Genomic DNA, 18816 nt, shown 5'->3' on the forward strand with positions numbered 1-18816 from the left:
CGCCGCCATCGCCGGCAAGCCGGCTCCTACAGGGAGCGGTGTGTCAGGTCCAATCGTGGATTGGCCAGCCAGCTTTTTCGGCGTGCTCGCGCAATACCGGGTCCGGGTTCACCACCTGTGGATGATCCACCTTCAACAGCAACGGCAAATCATTGCGCGAATCCGAATAGAAATACGCGCCTTCCAGCGTTTCACCTTCCTTTTCCAACCATTCCAGCAACCGGGTGATCTTGCCCTCGCGATAGGTCAGCACACCCACGGTGCGCCCGCTGTACACGCCGTGGCTGACATCCAATTCAATCCCCAGCACTTCATCAATCCCGATCCGCGCCGCAATCGGCGTGACCAGGTGCGTGCCCGACGCCGAGATCACCAGAATCCGATCGCCATTCGCGCGATGGCGGGCGATGGTCTTGGTGGCGTCGCTGTAGATCAGCGGTTCGATCACGTCCTCGACCCACGGCTCCACCAGATGTTCGATCTCCTCCGGCGTGCGGCCGATCATCGGCTCCAGGCTGAAGTCCATGAAGTCTTCCATCTTCAGCTTGCCCTGGCTGTAGGCATCCATCAGTTCGTGGTTCTTGCGCATGAACGATTCAGGGTCGACCCAGCCCAGGCGGCCCATCTGCTCGCTCCACAGGGTGGCGCAGTCGCCGTGGATGAGGGTGTCGTCCAGATCAAAAATTACCAATGCCATCCGTCATGCTCTCTCAAATGAAACGTTGCATCAGGCTACTTCACACAGGGCGCTTGGGTCGATGGAAAGTGCCAGGCGTTGTCCGTCCGGGTGCAGGTCGTCGGCCGAGCGGTTGAGCACATCCACCACCAGCTCCACGCCGCGCGCCTCGATGCGATAGCGAATCACGTTGCCCAGCAGGCTGTGGCTGCGCACCAGGGCGTCCAGTTCGCCGTCGCGGCTCAGCTCGATGGCCTCCGGGCGAATGGCGATGCGGCTGCTGATCGGGCGTTGCAGCAACTGGGTGGCCTTGTCGGCGTCCAGCAGGTTGTAGTTGCCGATGAAACCGGCGGCGAACACATCGACAGGCGCGGTATAGAGGGTTTCGGCATCGCCGCTCTGCACGATCTTGCCCTGGTTCATCAGGAAGATCCGGTCGGACATGGTCAGGGCTTCTTCCTGGTCATGGGTCACGAAGATGGTGGTCAGCCCCAATTCGCGCTGGATCTGACGGATCTGTTCGCGCAGGTGCTTGCGAATGCGTGCGTCCAAGGCCGACAGCGGCTCATCCAGCAACAACAGGCGCGGGCGGGTGACCAGGGAGCGGGCGAGGGCCACGCGCTGGCACTGGCCGCCGGACATCTGGTGCGGGTAACGACCGGCCAGGTCCTTGAGTTCCACCAATTGCAGCACTTCCTGCACGCGCTTGTGGCTGTCGTCGGCATTGACCTTCTGCATGCGCAGGCCGAAGGCGACGTTCTGCTCCACGGTCATGTTGGGGAACAGTGCATAGCTCTGGAACACCATGCCGATGTGGCGTTTCTGCGGGCTCAACGGGACGATGTCCTGCCCATCCAGCAGGATTTTCCCACTGTCCACCGAGGTCAGGCCGGCGATGCAGCGCAGCAGCGTGGATTTGCCGCAACCGGACGGACCGAGCAGGGTGACGAACTCACCCTTGGCGATCTCGCAGTTGATGTCACTGAACACCGGAGTGCCGGCGTAGCCTTTTTGCAGGTGTTGGACGCTGACGAAGCTCATTGGCTTTTGTCCTTGTTCAAGATATTGGCGGCCCAGGTCAGCACCAGCACAAAGAAGAAATAGGAAATCACGACGGCACTGGTGAAGTGGCCGCTGCTGTTGCGCATGTTGTTCAGATACACCTGTAATGTTTCGTAGCGGGTGCCCACCAGGATATTGGCGAACACGAACTCACCGAACAGGAACGAGAACGACAGCAGCAACGCCACCATCAAGCCTTTGCGCAGGTTCGGCAGCACCACCAGGATCGCCGCTTGCCAGGTGCTGGCGCCGAGCAGTTGTGACGCGTCCATCAGGTCGCGCAGGTTGATCGCCTGCAGGTTGTTGGTGATCGCCCGGTACATGAACGGCAGCGCCACGGTGAAGTAGCAACCGATCAGAATCCACGGCGTGCCGACCATCGCCATCGGCCCGGAGCCATACAGTTGCAGCAGGCCCACTGACGACACCACCGGTGGTACCGCGAAGGGCAGCAGGATCAGGATGTTCATCAGCGCATCGAGCTTGGGGAAGTGGTAATGCACCACAAACAGCAGCGGCAAAATCAGCACCACCGACAGGATCAGCGCGCCGACGCACACCAGCAACGATTGCCCGAAGGCCATCAGGAAGCGCGGGTCGCTCCACAGCTGCACGTACCATTTCACCGTGAAGCCGGCGGGCAGGATGGTCGCCGACCAACTGCTGGCAATGGAGTAGACAAAGGTGCCTATCAACGGCAGTACCAGGATTGCAAACAGCAGCCACACCACCACCCGATGGTAGAGGGAGGCCGGGCCGGCTTCAGCGCGAGACATGGTAGCTCCTCTTGAGCAGCAGTTGATGGACCACGGTGACCACGGTCATCAGCGCCACCAGCACCACGGCCAGGGCGCTGGCCATGTTCGGGTCGAGGGACACATCACCGGAGACCAGCCCGGCGATACGGATCGGCAGCACGTTGAAGTTACCGGTGGTCAAGGCGTACACCGTGGCATAGGCGCCCAAGGCGTTGGCCAACAGAATCACGAACGTACCGAGCAGGGCCGGGGTGAGCACGGGCAGGCCGATATGCCGCCAGAACTGCCAGCCATTCGCGCCGAGCAGTGCAGCCGACTCACGCCAGTCTTCGCGCAACGCATCGAAGGCCGGGTACAGCAGCAACACGCCCAGGGGAATCTGGAAGTAGGTATAGAGGATGATCAAGCCGGTCTTCGAATACAGATTGAAGTCCTGAATGATCCCCGCCTGCTTGAGCATGATCGTGATGCTGCCGTTGAAACCCAGCAAAATGATGAACGCGAAGGCCAAGGGCACACCGGCAAAGTTGCTGGTCATGTTGGCGAAGGCGGTGACGAAATTGCGCAGCGGCGAATCCACCCGGCGCAACGAGTAGCTGCCCAGCGTGGCGATGATGATGCCGAAGATGCTGGAGTAGACGCTGATCTCCAAACTGAACTGGATGGCTTGCAGGTAGAATTTCGAGCCGAAGATGCGCACGAAGTTTTCCACGCCCCAACCGGCCTCTTCCGTTTGCAGGCTGTTGATCAGCACCCACACCAGCGGGGCAATTTCAAACACGATAAAGAACAGCGCGAAGGGCACCAGGCACAGCAGCGCCAACCATTTGCCACGGATCATTTCAACAGCTCCCGGCAGACAGGTTTGTCGTGGGGCACGCCCAGCAACTCGCAGATGGTGCCGCAGAGGTCGGTCTGTTTCGGTGTAGCGTTGGGGTCGAGGCTGAAGGCATTGCCGAGAACGAACAGCGGCACTTCGCGCTCTTCCGGCAACAGGCCGTTGTGGGAGCGGTCGTTGTTCATACCGTGGTCGGCGGTCACCAGCACTTGGTAACCGGCATCGAGCCAGACTTGCAGGTAGTCGGCCAGGATAATGTCGGCCGAGCGTGCGCTGTTGCGGTATTGCGGGGTGTCGAGGCCGTGCTTGTGGCCGGCGTCGTCGATGTTCATCGGGTGCACCACCAGGAAGTTCGGCGCGTGTTTGAGGCGCAGGCTCTCGGCGTCGGCAAACAGGTGGGAGTCCGGGTAATGGTCATTCCAGTAGAAATGCCCGTGCTGGATCGCCAGTGACTTGTCGTCGGTATGACGGTCGCGGGCGGCGAGGAAGGGCGTACGGTTGTACAACTCGCTGACCCAATGGTAAGCCGCCGCTGCCGTGGTCAGCCCGGCGTCGGTGGCGTAATGGAAAATGCTGCGTTGGTTGGACAGGCGCGAGACGTTGTTGTGCACGATGCCACTCTGGATTGGAGGCACGCCGGTGAGGATGCATTCATACAGCGGGCGGGACAGGGCGGGCAGTTCACATTCCAGTTTGTAGAGGGCTGCGCGTCCTGCGCCGATGTAGGCCTGCAAGTGCCCCATGGCGTGTCGGGCAACCTCGAAGTTCAGGCCGTCGAGCACGACAAGGATGACAGTGTGCTTCATGGGGGCTGGCGCTCCGCAACAGATGGGCTTGGATCAGGTGGTATCAGATCGGTAGGAGCCGGCTTGCCGGCGATGATGGTGTATCAGTCAACATACAGGTTGAATGTTCGACCGCGATCGCCGGCAAGCCGGCTCCTACAGAGGTTTGCTTCGATTACTTCATCTCTACGATGACCTGCTCGTTCCACAACTGAGGCAGCTTCTTGGACGTGGCTTCCCAGGCATCCGCATCCTTGATCGGCTGCGGGTTGGCCTTGGTGTACTGCTCGCCCGGGATCAGGTTCTTGGCGATGTCGGCCGGCAGTTTCAGGTCGGTTTCAGCGCGAATCGGGCGCGCATTGCCTTTCGCCAGGTTGAGCTGGCCGGCGTCGCTGAAGATGTATTCGCGGGTCAGCTTGGCGGCGTTAGGGTGCTTGGCGTATTTGTTGATGATGGTGGTGTAGCCGGATTTCACCGAGCCGTCCGATGGGATCAACACCACGTAGTCATCTGGGTTGGCCATCTTGGCCTTGTAGCTCAGGCCGTTGAAGTCCCAGACCACGCCCACTTCGACTTCGCCTTTTTCCATGGTGGCGATGGTCGGGTTGGACAGCGAAAGACGGCCTTGCTGGGCGATCTTGGTGAAGAACAGCAGGCCGGGAGCGATGTTCTTTTCGTCGCCTTTATTGGCAATGGCCGCTGCCAGTACACCGTTGGCTGCTTGTGCCGCGGTGCTCACGTCACCGATGGAGACCTTGTACTTGCCGTTCTGCAGGTCCGCCCAACTGGTTGGCACTTCAGAACCGTGCAGCAGCTTCTTGTTGACGATAAACGCGATGGTGCCGGTGTAGGCCAAGGCCCAATGACCATCTTTGTCTTTAGCCCAATCCGGAACCTGAGCCCAGGTGGACGGTTTGTACGGTTGGGTGACTTCCTGCTTCACCGCGATCGGACCGAACGCTGCGCCCACGTCGCCGATGTCGGCGCTGGCGTTGTCTTTCTCAGCCTTGAACTTGGCGATTTCCTGAGCCGAGCTCATGTCGGTGTCGATGTGCTTGAGGCCGTAGGTCTTGGCCAGGTCTTCCCAGGTGCCTTTCCAGTTGGCCCAGTCATCGGGCATGCCGACGCTGTTTACAGCGCCTTCTGCCTTTGCGGCAGCTTCCAGGGTTTTTAGATCGGTATCAGCGGCCATGGCGGCGGTGCACATGGCAATGGTCGAGCCTAACAGTGATGCCAGGAAAAGCTGTTTCATCCGAAGCTCCTTTGGGCGTTTTCAACGCGGCGGTTTTTTCTGCTGTGTTGTTGGTCTAGGTCAGAGCAATACCTGAGCCAATCTAGACGCGATGGATGACAGTTTCATGTCGATGTCGTTTTCAAAGCTTAGATGTCGCTAAGTTCAGGATGAGCGTAGACCATGTCCAAGTGCCCGCATTGATTGGACTTGGCCGATGTATTGCAGGGTGTGCTGCGGGGGATCGACGTGGACTGTCATCTGTCGGTCATCTGCAATCCCTAGGCTGGCATGCAACCGCAACAGCCCAAATGCAGCGCGGTTTATGCACCCGAACGGTGCTGGTCTAGTCCAGATAGGTAACGTTGATGCGTGACGAGGCAATCAAGGCGGTGACATCCATTGGCCTGGCGCTGCAAGAGCAGATCGACCACGGTTTGTTGCCGCCTGCCAGCAAACTGCCTGCCGAGCGCAAGCTCAGCGAGTTGTTTGGTACCACCCGGATTACGGTGCGGGAAGCCTTGTTACAACTGGAAGCCCAAGGCCAGATCTATCGCGAGGAGCGGCGCGGCTGGTTTGTCTCGCCGCCACGGCTGGCCTACAACCTGATGCAACGCAGCCACTTTCACGCCATGGTCAGCGACCAGGGGCGCGTGGCGTCCACCGAAGTGATTTCGGCGCGGTTGCAGCCGGCATCGGCGGCGGTGTGTGCGTGGTTGCAGTTGCCGGCGCTGTCCAGTGTGATCCAGATCTGCCGGGGCCGGCGGATCGATGGGCGCTTGGTGCTGTATGTGGAGCACTACCTGAACCCGCAGTATTTTCCCGGGATCCTGGCGTGTGACTTGAATCAGTCGATGACAGAGCTGTATGCGCGCAAATACGACCTGCACTACGGGCGCGTGCGCTTTGAAATCGTGCCGACCTCACTGCCAGTGGAAGCCGCCGCCGCGTTGCGCGTGTCGGTGGGCAGCCCGGGCTTGCGGATCGCCCGGGTCAATTATGACCAGCACCAGCGGTTGATCGATTGCGACCTGGAGTTCTGGCGGCATGATGCCATTCATGTCGGTGTGGATGTTACGGGGTCAGCGCCTTGATCACCTGATCCACATTGGTTTCCAGCTCTGTCACCGGCTCGGCACCGTCCACATTCAACACCAACAGCTTCGAATCACCGGCAGTGATAGCCGCCTTCACCGCCTCACTCGGCTGCCGATGATGCAGCACCACCGCGACCTCATTGTCCTTCAAATCGGCACTCAGTTTCTGCAACGCCTCAGGCGTCCAATCCGCGTCGGGCCGTGCATCGGTGCTGAGCACTTCCAGGTTCAAACTGCTGACCAAGTACGCGAAGTGATCACTCAAGCTGACCACGCTCAGGTTATCCGCCTTGGCCAGTCGTGCTTCGCTGTCGGCGGTGAGCTTGAGCAGGCGCTGTTTGAGGGCGGCGAGGTTGGCGTCGATCTTCGGCTTGGCGGTGGGGGCGAGGCGGCTTAGGTCGGCGGCCAGCACATCGGCCATGCGCCCCATGTTGTTGCTCGATTGCCACGGCTGGCTGTTCAAACCATCGGTGACGCCCGGCTGCACCGCGATGCCAGGCAGACCGCCGTCCACCGGGCGTGCAGCATCGACTTCGACGATGCGGATATTGCTGCGCCGCGCCACCGGGTACAGCGGGTCGTCGGCCCACAGCGAACGCAGGCCGATGGCGGCGTCGGCATCCAGCGCCAACTTATTCAGGGCGGGGGCGCCACGGCCGGTGAAGTAGGACACTTGTCGCGAACCGGGCAGATTGGCCGGCGCGGCGCGTTCAAGCTGCACGTCGGTGCCTTTGAGCAGCACTTCAGCCAGGCCGTAGGTGATCGGCAACGAGGCCAGCACTTTGACCGGCTTTGCCGCGTGGGCAGCCGGTTTGGCCGCTTCAGCCGCCATCAACGGCGTGGTGAACAAACAAGCGATGGCCAGGGCCAGGGGAGAAAGAACGGAGCGCATTATCCAAGATTCCCTTTAAGGCTGGGCACCGTGCCGCGCGCGATGGCGGCCAGGGCGAAGGCGATACCGGCGACCAGGATGATCGCGGCGCCGGACGGCACGGGCAGGTCGAAGATGATCGGCAGCAGGATCCCGCACAGGGTGCTGATGGTGGCAATCGCGACGGAGATCCAGAAGAAGCCCTTGAGCGACTGGCTCAACAGGCGCGCCGCAGCGGCGGGAATCACCAGCAGCGCACCCACCAGGATCGCGCCGATGACCTTGACCGCCGCGACGGTGATCAGCGTCACCAGAATCACGAACAGGTAGTCCAGGGTCTTCACCGCTACACCGCGTACCGCCGCCAATTGCGGGTTGAAGCTGGCCAACATGATGCGGTTGTACAACGGCAGTGCCAGGGCCATCACCAACGAGCCGACCACTGCCAGCACCAGCAGGTCGTTGCCGTTGACCGTCAATACCGAGCCGAACAGTACGTTCTCGAGGATATGCACGTTGATCTTGCCGGCCAGGATCAGCAACAGGCTCGCACCCAGCGCCAGGGACACCGACAGGAACACGCCGATCAAGGTATCCGGCGCCAGGCCGGTGCGGTTGCGCAGGTAGTTGAGCAGGATGCCGAACAGCAGGCAGTAGCCGAACAGCGCGCCATACGGGCCGGTGTAGGGTTCACCGAGCAGGATGCCCACCGCCACGCCGGTCAGCGCCGCGTGGCCGACCGCTTCGGAGAAAAACGCGAAGCGCTTGACCACCACCAGCGTGCCCAGGCCGCCCAGTACCGGGCCGATCAGCAGACCGGCGAGCAGGGCGTTGACCACAAAACCGTAGGCCAGCGCCTCCGGCAGATAACCGGCAGAGGCCCAGCCCTGGACCATCAAGCGAAAGGCTTCATAACTCATTGCGCCGGGCTCCGAGGGTGGGTAGAGAACAGGGTCAGCAGGCGATCCGGGGTCAACGCCTCTTTGGGCGTGGCGTCGAACAGCACGCGGCGGTTCAGGCCGGTGACGTGGTCGGCCAGGCGGCCCACAGCTTCCAGGTCATGTTCGATCCATAGCACGGTGATTCCCGCCAGGCGCCAGTCATTCAGCAGGCGCTCAAACACCTGGATACCGGCTTCATCAAGCGCCGACATCGGTTCATCCAGCACCAGCAGCTGCGGCGCCGGGATCAGTCCCTGGGCCAGCAACACGCGCTGGCGCTCACCGCCGGACAGCGCGCCCATGCGCCGCTTGCGTTTGTCTTGCATGCCGACGCGCTCCAGCGCATCGCCAATCGCGCCGGCGTAATGTTTGGACAGGCCCAGAAACGCCGGACGCCGTTGGCACATGGCCGCCATGAAATCATCCACGGTCATCGGCAAGCCCCGGTCGAACTCCAGGGCCTGGGGCACATAGCCAATGGTGCCGGGCGTGGCCGGCCAGTGCAGGCTCAACCTTCCCTGATGAGGTGTCTGGCCCAGCAGTGTCTTGATCAGTGAGCTTTTGCCGCCGCCGTTGGGGCCGACCAGCGCATGAATGCTGCCCGGCTGTACCTGGAAGCTCACGTCATCAAGGATCACGGTGCGACCGAGCGTCAGCGCAATCTCGTCGAACTCAAGTGTCGGGCCGACGCTGACTGCACTCAGTTGTTCCGCCGCCGTCATGACCCGGACTCCTGAATGGCTCGCACCACCGTGTTGAGGTTGCCGGTCATCTCGACTTCGTACTTCTCGGCGCTGTATTCGCCGTAGGAAATATGCGACAGCGGGTACAGCTTGACCCCGGACTCACGTTGGATGGTGTCGACGTAGGTGGACGGGAAATCCATCTCCGAGAAGATCACCTTCACGTCCAGGGCGCGCAGTTCATCGATGGTCTTCTTCAACTGACTCGGGCTTGGCTCGATGCCGTGGGCCGGTTCGACCACAGCGGTGACTTCCAGGCCGAACTCGCGCAGCAGGTAGTCATAGGCCGCGTGCACGGTGGCCACGCGCAGGTCCGGGTTGGGCGCGCTGGTCAACTTGGCGAGGGCATCAGCGCGCATCTGGCGCAGGCGCTTGCCGTAGGCGCGGGCGTTCTGGGTGTAGGCCTTGGCGTTGTCCGGGTCGAGCTTGCCCAATTCGCGGGCGATGTTGTTGACCTGGGCAATCGACGCACTGATCGACAGGAAGGTATGCGGGTTGACCACCTTGCCCGCGCCGCGCGCGGCGTTACCGGTGGCCGCCAGCAGCGGTACGTTGGCGTTGGCCTCGATCACCGGGATGTCCGGGCGTTCGCTGGTGGCGATCATGCGGTCGGCAAAATCATCATGGCCGACGCCGTTGAGCACAATCACGTCCAGGGTGCCGATGCGCTTGATGTCTTCGGCGCGTGGCTCGTAGGCATGCGGGTTGAAACCGGCCGGAATCAGCGGCACCACTTCGGCCTTGTCGCCGACGATATTCGCCACGTAGCTGTAATAAGGGTGCAGGGTGATACCGATACGCAGGCGCTTGGCAGCCTCGGCGTTAGCCAATGGAGCGAGCATCAGGCTGAGCAGGCCAACCAGCAACAGGCGCAACAGGGGAGATGAAATAGACATGGGCAATCGGTCTTCTCGTTCAGTGACGGTGCTGGCGGGTGACGCCGGCATCGAATTGCGCAACCACTTGCTGCCAGCCGGCCGCAATCAGCGCCTGGTCAGTGAGGTCTGAAGGGGCGGCGAGGTTGGCCTGGCGATTGAGCCAGATATCCGGTTCGGTACCGTGCACGCGCATCAGCAGCGAGCCGGCGGTGGCCGGTGCCTGGCTCAAGCCCAGGTAGGCCGAGGGCTCAAGCAATCGCCAGCGATGATCGCCACGGCTGACCGAACTGGCATCCTGGGCAAAGGGCGCGAAGCCTTCTTCGGCCAGTTGCGCCGGGCTGGGCAGCGCGCTTTGCTCCTGCTGCAACAGCTGGATCTCATCCAGGGTCACCCGCAGGTCGGCGTAGATGCCTTGCTCGGCGGCGCTCAGGTCGCGGCGCGCATCCAATTGGTGGCTGGGCACGGCCGCCACTTCCTGGGATTCACCGTGCAGCGCGATCACCGAGCCTGCCACCGCGAGGATGATCAGGCATAACAGCAGCACGTAGAGGGTTTCATGACCGGCGCCGGCGGGGCGTACAACCTGTGTGGTCGTCATTGCGGCTGGATATCCGCTTGGTCGATTTCCACCACGTGGCCGGGGCCTGCATCAAACAACACGTAGAACTCGGCAGACGGTTTCTTGAAGGTCAGGGTCGAGTCCTCACCCAGCTTGCCGGGCACCAGGATGGTTTCGTCATAGCCGATCACATCGAGGGTCACGCCGGGTGCGCCGCTGCCGTCGGAGAAGCCGCCTTTGCACTGGATCTGCTCGCCGGGGATTTCCTTGCACTCACACATCGGGTTGTGGGCCAGGGCGACGGTACTGAAACCGGCGCACATCAGCAGGACGCCACAGGCGCGGGTCATGCGCATCAAAGTCATGGTTTAACTCCTTGCTTGTTCAGCCAGGCAATAGTGGCAGGCGAGGCCTGGCTCAACGGGATGGAACCCTGGTGCATCGTGCCGTCCCAGCCTTCCATGGTGACCCACAGTTCGGCGTCGGCGGGTGTGCGTTCCGGGATCGGCAGGCCAGCGCCCATGCGGTACGGCGTGCCAAAGAAGATCACCCCGGCGGCGCGCAGGCTGCGCGGCTTGCCGATGCGCAGGTAGGTGGCCTTGACCTGTTCGGCACAGGTGTCGCACAGGGCGGCATTGAAGAACTTCATCGGCCCGGCTGGGTCGGGGCGCGGGCCTTCATTGCGGAACTCCGCGAGGGTCAGGCTCCAGGGCCCGACCTGCACCTCACCGGCCACTCGCTCGCCGATGCCGGTGTCGCCACGAAACAGCGCCGCGTCAGCGAAGTACTTGGGCATGAAGCCCAGGGGGATCAGCAACAGCAGCACATTGATGTGGAAGCGCCATTTCAGCCAGAAGGCCCGCAGCGCCGAAGGTTTAGCAGCAGCGACCTTGCTCATGGGGTGACCTCCGAGGTTTCAGCCTGCCTGGCGGGGGCGGCCGCCGGCTTGTGTTGGGTCTTGGCTTCACGCTTGAGGGCATTGAGGGTGGCCAGGGCGGTGCGCTTGGTCCAGATCAGCAGGCCGCTCAACACCATCATGCTCATGATCAGGCCAAAGAATGCCCAGATCAGCTTGATCCAGATCCCACCAAAGTCGCCGGTGTGCAGCGGGCGCATGGATTCGGTGACGAACTCCAGCTTCGAGCGGTCGGACAGCAAGTGCGCCGCCGCGACTTCGCCGTCATAGGGGTTGATCTGCGCGGTCTGGAACATCAGCGGATACCAGCCGCGCCCGCCGATCTGCAGGTGGCTATAGGCATTGAGCGGCAGGCTGATGAAGCTCGCCTCCAGGCCAGGAATGCGCTGTGTGGCGATCTTGATCGCCTCGTCCACAGGAATCATGGGAGCCGGCACGCCGGGTGCCGACATCGGCACTTTTTCCCGTGCAATCACCGGGATGACCGGCTCGGTGGAAATCGAGATCTGGTTATCCCCCAGGATCGCCCGGATCAGGAACCAGATGCCGGTGACGGAGATCACCGCGATGAACCAGATCGACCAGATACCGCTCAAGCGGTGGAAGTCGCCCCAGAAGATCCGCGCACCATGGCGAATACGCAGGGTAGGGCGCAGGAATCCTTTCCAGAAACGCTTGTACACCACCAGCCCGGTGACCAGCGATGCCAGCAGCGGAATACCCAGTGCCGAGACCAGATACCAGCCCCAGCTGTAGCCATTGGTGAACGGCACCAGCCACCAGCCGTGCAGGGCGCGGGTAAAGGCCTGGAAGTTGAACGACGGGCTGATGCCCTGGATCGCACCGGTGTAGGGGTTGACGTAGACCTCGACGGAGCGCCCGTCGGGGTAGCTGAGGTCGACGCTGAGGGCGAAATGGGATTCGTCGGGGCGGCTGATCGACTGGACGAACACCTGGGGTTCTTCGCGCTTGATCGCGGCGATCACCTGGTCATAGCTCAGCGGTTCGGCGTCGTCCGTCGGCTTGCTCGCGCGGATATCCGGGTTGGCCAGCCAGACGATCTCCTGGCTGACCACCGCCAGGGTGCCGGTGACGCAGACGATCAGTACAAAGAACCAGATGGGCAAGGCCAACCAGCTATGCACGAGAAACCAGAGTTTGGAGCGTGACTTCTTCGACATGTGAATGAGGGTCTTGATCGGAGGGGGCAGTGAAGGCCCGGAAAAGGCCAGTCGTAGCTTTTGCTGACGCGACAGGCTGTATCTAAGTTAAGACGGATGAGAATGAGAAATCCCTAACCCGGATATGAAAGAAAATGTTTCAGGTTCACATTCAGGCCGCTTAAACGCCTTGATCGAACACGAAACATGTTCCAAGCCATCACCCAAGCGGCATTGATGGGGCCGAGGCGCTGCGTAGGATGGGCTCATACCGTTGAGTGAGCCCAAGAAATGACTGCCAGAACCCTCTACGACAAACACATCGACTCCCACACGGTGTGCCCCCTGGATGACCAGGGCCATGTCCTGCTCTATATAGACCGCCAGGTGATCAACGAATACACCAGTCCCCAGGCCTTCAGCGGCTTGCGCGAGGCTGGGCGCACGGTGTGGCGTCCGGGCACGGCGTTGGCCGTGGTCGACCATGTGAACCCCACCACGCCCCAGCGCATCGCGGCGATGCCGGATGCAGGCGGCGCGCGGCAAGTGTCGTACCTGGCGGAGAACTGCCGGGACTTCGGCATCGAGCTGCTTGACATCCTCGACAAGCGCCAGGGCATCGAGCACGTGATCGCCCCGGAACAGGGTTTTATCCTGCCCGGCATGGTGATTGCCGCCGGAGACAGCCACACCACCACCTACGGCGCCCTCGGGGCCTTTGGTTTTGGCATCGGCACCTCGGAAATCGAACACCTGCTGGCTTCCCAGACCCTGGTCTACAAACGTCTGAAAACTATGCGCGTGACCGTAGACGGTGACCTGGCGCCGGGTTTGACCTCAAAAGATGTGATCATGGCGCTGATCGGCAAGATCGGCGCGTCCGGCGCAACGGGCTACGCCATTGAATTTCGCGGCTCCACCATCGACGCGCTGAGCGTCGAGGCGCGCATGACCATCTGTAACATGGCGGTGGAAGCGGGCGCTCGTGGCGCCTTCATGGCGCCGGATGAGAAAGTCTTCGCCTACCTCAAGGGCAAACCTCGCGCACCTCAAGGCGAGCTGTGGGAAAAAGCACTGTTGGAGTGGCGAAAACTCCACACCGATGACGACGCGGTGTTCGACCGGGAGGTGCGACTCGACGCCACCACCCTGGAACCCATGGTCACTTGGGGCACCAGCCCCGACCAGGCCGCGCCCATCGGCGCCCGCGTGCCCGACCCGCAGGACGTCAGCGACCTGATCCTGCGCCAAGACATGCGCCGTGCCCTCAACTATATGGGCCTGGAAGCCGGCATGCCGCTGAGCGAGATTGTCATCAGCCACGCCTTCATCGGCTCTTGCACCAACGCCCGTATCGAAGACCTGCGCGACGCCGCCAGCGTGGTGCGTGGCAAACACGTGGCCGGCCACGTCCGCGCGATGATCGTGCCCGGCTCCACCGAAGTCCGTGACCAGGCCGAGGCCGAAGGGCTGGCGGCGATTTTCATCGACGCTGGCTTTGAATGGCGCCAGTCGGGCTGCTCGATGTGCCTGGCCATGAACGACGACGTGCTGGCCCCCGGCGACCGCTGCGCCTCCAGCACCAACCGCAACTTCGAAGGTCGCCAGGGCGCGGGCGCACGCACGCACCTGATGAGCCCGGCGATGGTCGCCGCCGCTGCCATTAGCGGCCACCTGACTGATATCCGCCACTTTGGAGCGCGCCCATGAGCCTGCAACCCTTCACCCTGGTCACCGGCAGGGCCGCGCCGATGCTGGCGGCCAACATCGACACCGACGTGATCATGCCCAAGCAATTCCTCAAGGGCATCGACCGTAGCGGCCTGGACCGCGGGCTGTTCTTCGACTTGCGCTTCTTGCCGTCCGGCGAGCCCAACCCCGACTTCGTGCTGAACCAACCGGCCTGGCAGGGCGCGAGTTTCATGGTGGTGGGGCCGAATTTCGGCTGCGGTTCCAGCCGTGAACATGCGGTATGGGGCTTGAAGCAAATGGGCATCCGCGCGTTGATCGGTAGCAGCTTTGCCGGGATTTTCTATGACAACTGCCAGCGCAACGGGGTGTTGTTGATCACTTTGGACGAGTCGGTGTTGCAGAGACTGGGCAAGGCTGTGAGCCAGGCAGATCAGGCGCAGATCAGCGTGGACCTTGAAGCCCAGGAAATTCGCTTGGCGGATGGCCAGGTGATCCCTTTCCAGATCGATAACCTGCGCAAAACCGCGCTGTTGCTGGGCCTGGATGCCATCGGCAGTACCTTGCAACGCAGTGAACAGATCAAGGCTTTCGAGCACCGGCACCTGGCAGCCAATCCCTGGCTGAGCTAAATCGACAACCCTTTGAAATGCTCCTGCAAAAACTCCACGCAGGCGCGCAGCTTCCCGGAATACGCCAACCGTGTCGGGTACACCGCCCACACGTTGGCGCTCTGGGTATAACCGTGCAGCACCTGCACCAGCTTGCCTTGTTCCAATAACGGCTTCACATCCCACATCGAGCGCAGCAACACCCCGCGCCCATCCAACGCCCATTGCAACACAATCTCGCCATTGTTCGACGACAACGGCCCGCGCACGCGCACGCTTTCCTGGGCGCCGTTGTGTTCCAGGTTCCAGATGCCAAACGCGTTATCGCGCTCCTTGAGCACCAGGCAGTCGTGCTGCTCCAGGTCACTCAACTGTTGCGGTGTTCCGCGCCGCTGCAGATAAGCCGGCGCTGCGCACAGTACGCGGCGGTTGCTCACCAGTCGGCGCCCGATGTGCTGGCCAGGAATGTCGTCGCCCACGCGGATCTCCAAATCGAAGCCCTCGCTGACGATGTCTACCACGCGGTCGAACAGGTCCAGGCGGATTTCCAGGTCCGGATACTGTTCCGCCAGCAGCGACAGGGCCGGCGCCACATGGTTGCGGCCGAAACCAAAGCTGCTGCACAGGTGCAGACGGCCACGGGGGCTGTCGTGCGCGTCGGAGAGTTCATCGGAAAGTTGCTGGAAGTCTTCCAGGATACGCACAGCCCAGCGCTGCACCCGCTCGCCGTCTTCAGTCAGGGCAATGCGCCGGCTGGTGCGGTGCAACAGGCGGGTGGCCAGGGTGGTTTCGAGGATCTGGATGCGCTTACTGACATAGGCCGGCGACAAGCCCAGTTCATCGGCGGCCGCTGCGAAGCCGGCCTTGCGGATAACGGTCAGGAACACCCGCAGGTCTTCGGGTAGGGGCACGGTATCTTTCTTATTTGTCATCAGAAACAGGGCTGGCGGCATGAGCCGCCAGAATAGCACCGGATCGGTATGCCTTCCGGCACACCCGGCCCTCTTGGGTTACTCGGCAGCGATCTTCGTTTGGGTGGCCGCGCGGGCATGTCGGCCGTGCTTGAGCGCGATAGGCGCCATTTTTTCGCGGTCCAGTTCACCTTCCCAGGCTGCCACCACCAGCGCGGCCACGGCATTGCCGATGATATTGGTCAGCGAGCGGCATTCAGCCATGAAGCGATCAACGCCGAGAATCAACACCATCGCTGCCACCGGCACGGTCGGCACCACCGCCAAACTTGCCGCCAATGCGACAAACCCCGCGCCGACCACCGCCCCGGCGCCCTTGGACGTCAGCATGGCCACCGCCAGCAGCGTCAACTGCTGTTCCAGCGGCAAGTGGATGTTGGTGGCCTGGGCTAGGAACAACACCGCCAGGGTCATATAGATGTTGGTGCCGTCCAGATTGAAGGTGTAGCCGGTCGGCACCACGATGCCCACTACGCCCTTGGAGGCGCCCAGGCTTTCGAGTTTCTGGATCAGCTGCGGCAATGCCGACTCCGACGAGCTGGTACCGAGCACGATCAACAGCTCCGACTTGATGTAGCCCATCAACTTGAAAATGCTGAACCCGGCATAGCGGGCGATGCTGCCCAGCACCAAGGCAATAAAGAAAAACGCCGTGACATAGAAGGTGCCCACCAGTTTCAACAGCGGCAGCAACGAACCGACGCCGTATTTGCCGATGGTGAACGCAATCGCGCCAAAGGCCCCGATCGGCGCGACCCTGCTGATGATGCCGACGATGCGGAAAAACACTTCGCTGGCCTGGTTGATTACACCCACCAGCGGCCGGCCCTTTTCTCCGACCATCACCAGGCCGACGCCAAACAGCACGGAAACGAACAGCACCGGCAGGATTTCACCCTTGGAGAACGCATCGAAAAACGTTGTGGGGATCACATGCAACAGGAACCCGACGATGCCTTCTCCATGTTCGGCCTGGCCGACAAAACCGGCGATGGCCGAGCTGTCGAGGGTCTTCACGTCAATATTGAAGCCGACGCCCGGATGCAGCAGGTGCGCGGCGAGAATGCCGATCAACAGGGCAATGGTCGAGACGACTTCGAAGTACAGCAGCGCCTTGCCGCCGACGCGGCCGACCTGTTTTACGTCGTGCATGCTGGTGATGCCGGACACCACCGTGCAGAAGATGATCGGGCCGATGATCATCTTGATCAGCTTGATGAAACCGTCGCCCAAGGGCTTGAGGTCGATGCCGATCTGCGGCCATTGATGGCCGATCAACACGCCTAGCGCGATCGCGATGAGCACCTGGATATACAGGGTTCCCAGCAGTTTTCTGATTGTCATTGTTATTATCTCGCAGTCTTTTTTGGGCAAGCAGACCCCGTCGCAGGCGTTGGCGCGCCTGCGTGGGGGAGTGAATCAGGGGGTCAGCGAAGGAAGGTCAGGACTTCGCCCAGCAACAATTCGGGAGCCTCTTCGGCAATGTAATGGCCGGCCGGCAGGGCCTTGCCGCGCACGTCGGTGGCGACTTTCTGCCATTCCTTGAGCGGCTCGAAACAGCGGCCGACGGTGCCTTCGGCGCCCCACATCACCAGCAACGGCAAGTTCAGGTGTTTGCCGGCGTCGATATCCGCCTGGTCATGCTCAAGGTCGATGCCGGCGGCAGCCCGGTAGTCTTCGCAGATGCCGGTGGCGGCGCCCGGCAGTTTCAGGCAGCGCAGGTATTCAGCAAAGGCCTCGTCGGTGAATGGCTTGAGCCCGGCACTGCGACTGCCCATCACGCTGCGCAGGTACAGCTGCGGGTTGCCCTCGATCAAGGCTTCCGGCAACGGTGCCGGGCGGATCAGGAAGAACCAGTGCCAGTAGGCACGGGCGAAGGCTTCGTCGGTTTGCGCATACATTGCCAGGGTAGGGGCGATGTCCAGCAGCACCATGCGTTGCACGGCGGTCGGGTGGTCCAGGGCCAGGCGATGGGCCACGCGGGCACCACGGTCATGGGCCAGCACCGAGAACTGCTCAAAGCCCAGGGCTTTCATGAGTTCAACGCCGTCCCGGGCCATTTCGCGTTTTGAGTAGTTGGTGTGGTGGTCATTGGCCGGCGGCTTGCTGCTGTCGCCATAACCGCGCAGGTCGGCCGCGACCACGGTGAAGTGCTCGGCCAGTTGCTCGGCGATTTTGTGCCAGATGACGTGGGTTTGCGGGTGCCCGTGCAGCAGGAGCAGACCGGGACCTGTACCGCCTTTGCGGTAGCTGATGCTGACGCCGTTGACGTGGCAGCTGTCTTTTTGGAATCCGGCGAACATGGAATGACTCCTTGTGATGAGTGCTTGCATCCTGGAATCACGCGGCGTTCGGGGCAAGGGCGAAAACGTGGAGGGGTTGTTCATGAAGTGTGATGTAGGAGCGAGCTTGCTCGCGAAGAAGGTCAACGATAACGCCGGCCTCCTGAACGTAGGCATTGTCATGGCGTTTTTCGCGAGCAAGCTCGCTCCTACAAAGGCTCAGGCTTGCTTGAACATCTCCATTGCGCGCTGGCGAATCTGCGCTTCAGTCAGGTCTTCCTTGTGGGTGGCCAGGAACCACACATGGCCGAATGGATCCTTCAGCGTGCCGGAGCGATCGCCGTAGAACTGGTCCTTGGGTTCGGAGATCGGTGTGCCACCGGCTGCGATGGCTTGTTTGTATTGCGCGTCGACGTCGTTGACATACACATGCAAACCGACGCTGGTGTGGCCATCACGCGGGCTGCCAAACGCACTTTCATCGCAGGGTGAACCCAGCATGATCGGCGAGTCACCGATGCGCAGCTCGGCGTGGCCGACTCTACCGTCGGGCATGTCCAGGCGCATGGCTTCGATGGCGCCAAAGGCTTTCTTGTAGAACTCGATGGCTTCGGCAGCTTTTTCGACGCCCAGGTAGGGCGTGACGCTGTGGAAACCCTCGGGAATGGGTTTAACGCTCATTTCGTTCTCCTTGGGTTGTTATGGTTGTGGAGGCACGGTCTTTTCACTATAGGCCACGTATGGCGGG

21 protein-coding genes are annotated in these 18816 nt (G+C 61.8%); 3 read left to right on the forward strand and 18 right to left on the reverse strand.

Features of this window, described 5'->3' with window-relative positions; all coding sequences use genetic code 11:
- Positions 1-43: 43 nt before the first annotated feature.
- From RB216_RS09505 to RB216_RS09530, 6 genes are all read right to left on the reverse strand, one after another.
- A complete protein-coding gene (locus RB216_RS09505; RefSeq protein WP_122684550.1) occupies positions 44-697 on the reverse strand; it encodes an HAD family hydrolase in 654 nt (217 codons plus the stop codon).
- Positions 698-727: 30 nt separating this feature from the next.
- On the reverse strand, positions 728-1717 hold the full coding sequence (locus RB216_RS09510; protein ID WP_122684552.1) for an ABC transporter ATP-binding protein: 990 nt from the start codon (positions 1715-1717) through the stop codon (positions 728-730).
- Positions 1714-2514, reverse strand: a complete 801-nt coding sequence (locus RB216_RS09515) for an ABC transporter permease (protein WP_028615789.1) — start codon at positions 2512-2514, stop codon at positions 1714-1716. The genes RB216_RS09510 and RB216_RS09515 overlap by 4 nt, the downstream gene beginning before the upstream one ends.
- Positions 2501-3337: an ABC transporter permease gene (locus RB216_RS09520; protein WP_308908605.1), complete on the reverse strand. Its 837-nt coding sequence runs from the start codon at positions 3335-3337 to the stop codon at positions 2501-2503. The genes RB216_RS09515 and RB216_RS09520 overlap by 14 nt, the downstream gene beginning before the upstream one ends.
- Positions 3334-4140, reverse strand: a complete 807-nt coding sequence (locus RB216_RS09525) for an alkaline phosphatase family protein (protein WP_308908606.1) — start codon at positions 4138-4140, stop codon at positions 3334-3336. Before RB216_RS09525 ends, RB216_RS09520 begins: the two co-directional genes overlap by 4 nt.
- Before the next feature lie 154 nt (positions 4141-4294).
- Complete coding sequence (locus RB216_RS09530; RefSeq protein ID WP_028615792.1) at positions 4295-5371, reverse strand: ABC transporter substrate-binding protein; 1077 nt, start codon at positions 5369-5371, stop codon at positions 4295-4297.
- Between the two features lie 347 nt (positions 5372-5718).
- Here RB216_RS09530 and RB216_RS09535 point away from each other — a divergent pair, with 347 nt between their 5' ends.
- Entirely contained in the window at positions 5719-6444 is a 726-nt protein-coding gene (locus RB216_RS09535) for a UTRA domain-containing protein (RefSeq protein ID WP_038844847.1), read from the forward strand.
- Here the strand turns inward: RB216_RS09535 and RB216_RS09540 are convergent.
- Genes RB216_RS09540 through RB216_RS09575 form a run of 8 tightly spaced genes read right to left on the reverse strand, consistent with a single transcriptional unit; the run spans position 6425 to position 12536 of the window.
- Positions 6425-7339 carry a metal ABC transporter solute-binding protein, Zn/Mn family gene (locus RB216_RS09540; RefSeq protein ID WP_308908607.1) on the reverse strand — a complete coding sequence of 305 codons (915 nt, stop codon included), beginning with the start codon at positions 7337-7339 and terminating at the stop codon, positions 6425-6427. The two genes, RB216_RS09535 and RB216_RS09540, sit on opposite strands and share 20 nt — an antisense overlap.
- Positions 7339-8238 carry a metal ABC transporter permease gene (locus tag RB216_RS09545; protein WP_028615795.1) on the reverse strand — a complete coding sequence of 300 codons (900 nt, stop codon included), beginning with the start codon at positions 8236-8238 and terminating at the stop codon, positions 7339-7341. The genes RB216_RS09540 and RB216_RS09545 overlap by 1 nt, the downstream gene beginning before the upstream one ends.
- Positions 8235-8981 carry a metal ABC transporter ATP-binding protein gene (locus RB216_RS09550; protein ID WP_028615796.1) on the reverse strand — a complete coding sequence of 249 codons (747 nt, stop codon included), beginning with the start codon at positions 8979-8981 and terminating at the stop codon, positions 8235-8237. Before RB216_RS09550 ends, RB216_RS09545 begins: the two co-directional genes overlap by 4 nt.
- Positions 8978-9898 (reverse strand): metal ABC transporter substrate-binding protein, encoded by a 921-nt coding sequence (locus RB216_RS09555; protein ID WP_028615797.1) that lies wholly within the window; start codon positions 9896-9898, stop codon positions 8978-8980. Before RB216_RS09555 ends, RB216_RS09550 begins: the two co-directional genes overlap by 4 nt.
- 19 nt (positions 9899-9917) lie before the next feature.
- Complete coding sequence (locus tag RB216_RS09560; protein ID WP_028615798.1) at positions 9918-10478, reverse strand: DUF6162 family protein; 561 nt, start codon at positions 10476-10478, stop codon at positions 9918-9920.
- Complete coding sequence (locus RB216_RS09565; protein WP_016980241.1) at positions 10475-10804, reverse strand: hypothetical protein; 330 nt, start codon at positions 10802-10804, stop codon at positions 10475-10477. The genes RB216_RS09560 and RB216_RS09565 overlap by 4 nt, the downstream gene beginning before the upstream one ends.
- Positions 10801-11337, reverse strand: coding sequence for a PA2404 family protein (locus RB216_RS09570; protein WP_025859107.1), 537 nt, complete (start codon positions 11335-11337; stop codon positions 10801-10803). Before RB216_RS09570 ends, RB216_RS09565 begins: the two co-directional genes overlap by 4 nt.
- Positions 11334-12536: a PepSY-associated TM helix domain-containing protein gene (locus RB216_RS09575; RefSeq protein ID WP_016980239.1), complete on the reverse strand. Its 1203-nt coding sequence runs from the start codon at positions 12534-12536 to the stop codon at positions 11334-11336. Before RB216_RS09575 ends, RB216_RS09570 begins: the two co-directional genes overlap by 4 nt.
- 270 nt (positions 12537-12806) lie before the next feature.
- Here RB216_RS09575 and leuC point away from each other — a divergent pair, with 270 nt between their 5' ends.
- Positions 12807-14225, forward strand: a complete 1419-nt coding sequence (gene leuC / locus RB216_RS09580; protein ID WP_308908608.1) for a 3-isopropylmalate dehydratase large subunit — start codon at positions 12807-12809, stop codon at positions 14223-14225.
- On the forward strand, positions 14222-14836 hold the full coding sequence (leuD, locus tag RB216_RS09585; RefSeq protein ID WP_308908609.1) for a 3-isopropylmalate dehydratase small subunit: 615 nt from the start codon (positions 14222-14224) through the stop codon (positions 14834-14836). Before leuC ends, leuD begins: the two co-directional genes overlap by 4 nt.
- On the opposite strand, the gene RB216_RS09590 is transcribed toward leuD, so the two are convergent.
- The 4 genes from RB216_RS09590 to RB216_RS09605 form a co-directional block, all read right to left on the reverse strand.
- Positions 14833-15747 carry a LysR substrate-binding domain-containing protein gene (locus RB216_RS09590; protein WP_204937098.1) on the reverse strand — a complete coding sequence of 305 codons (915 nt, stop codon included), beginning with the start codon at positions 15745-15747 and terminating at the stop codon, positions 14833-14835. The two genes, leuD and RB216_RS09590, sit on opposite strands and share 4 nt — an antisense overlap.
- Positions 15748-15825: 78 nt before the next feature.
- On the reverse strand, positions 15826-17130 hold the full coding sequence (locus tag RB216_RS09595; protein ID WP_308908610.1) for a dicarboxylate/amino acid:cation symporter: 1305 nt from the start codon (positions 17128-17130) through the stop codon (positions 15826-15828).
- 83 nt (positions 17131-17213) lie between these two features.
- Complete coding sequence (locus RB216_RS09600; protein WP_028615803.1) at positions 17214-18089, reverse strand: alpha/beta fold hydrolase; 876 nt, start codon at positions 18087-18089, stop codon at positions 17214-17216.
- Positions 18090-18287: 198 nt separating this feature from the next.
- Positions 18288-18749: a VOC family protein gene (locus RB216_RS09605; protein ID WP_016980233.1), complete on the reverse strand. Its 462-nt coding sequence runs from the start codon at positions 18747-18749 to the stop codon at positions 18288-18290.
- Between the last annotated feature and the right edge of the window lie 67 nt (positions 18750-18816).

The sequence above is a fragment of the Pseudomonas canadensis genome (assembly GCF_030980095.1).
Taxonomy (GTDB): Bacteria; Pseudomonadota; Gammaproteobacteria; order Pseudomonadales; family Pseudomonadaceae; genus Aquipseudomonas; species Aquipseudomonas canadensis.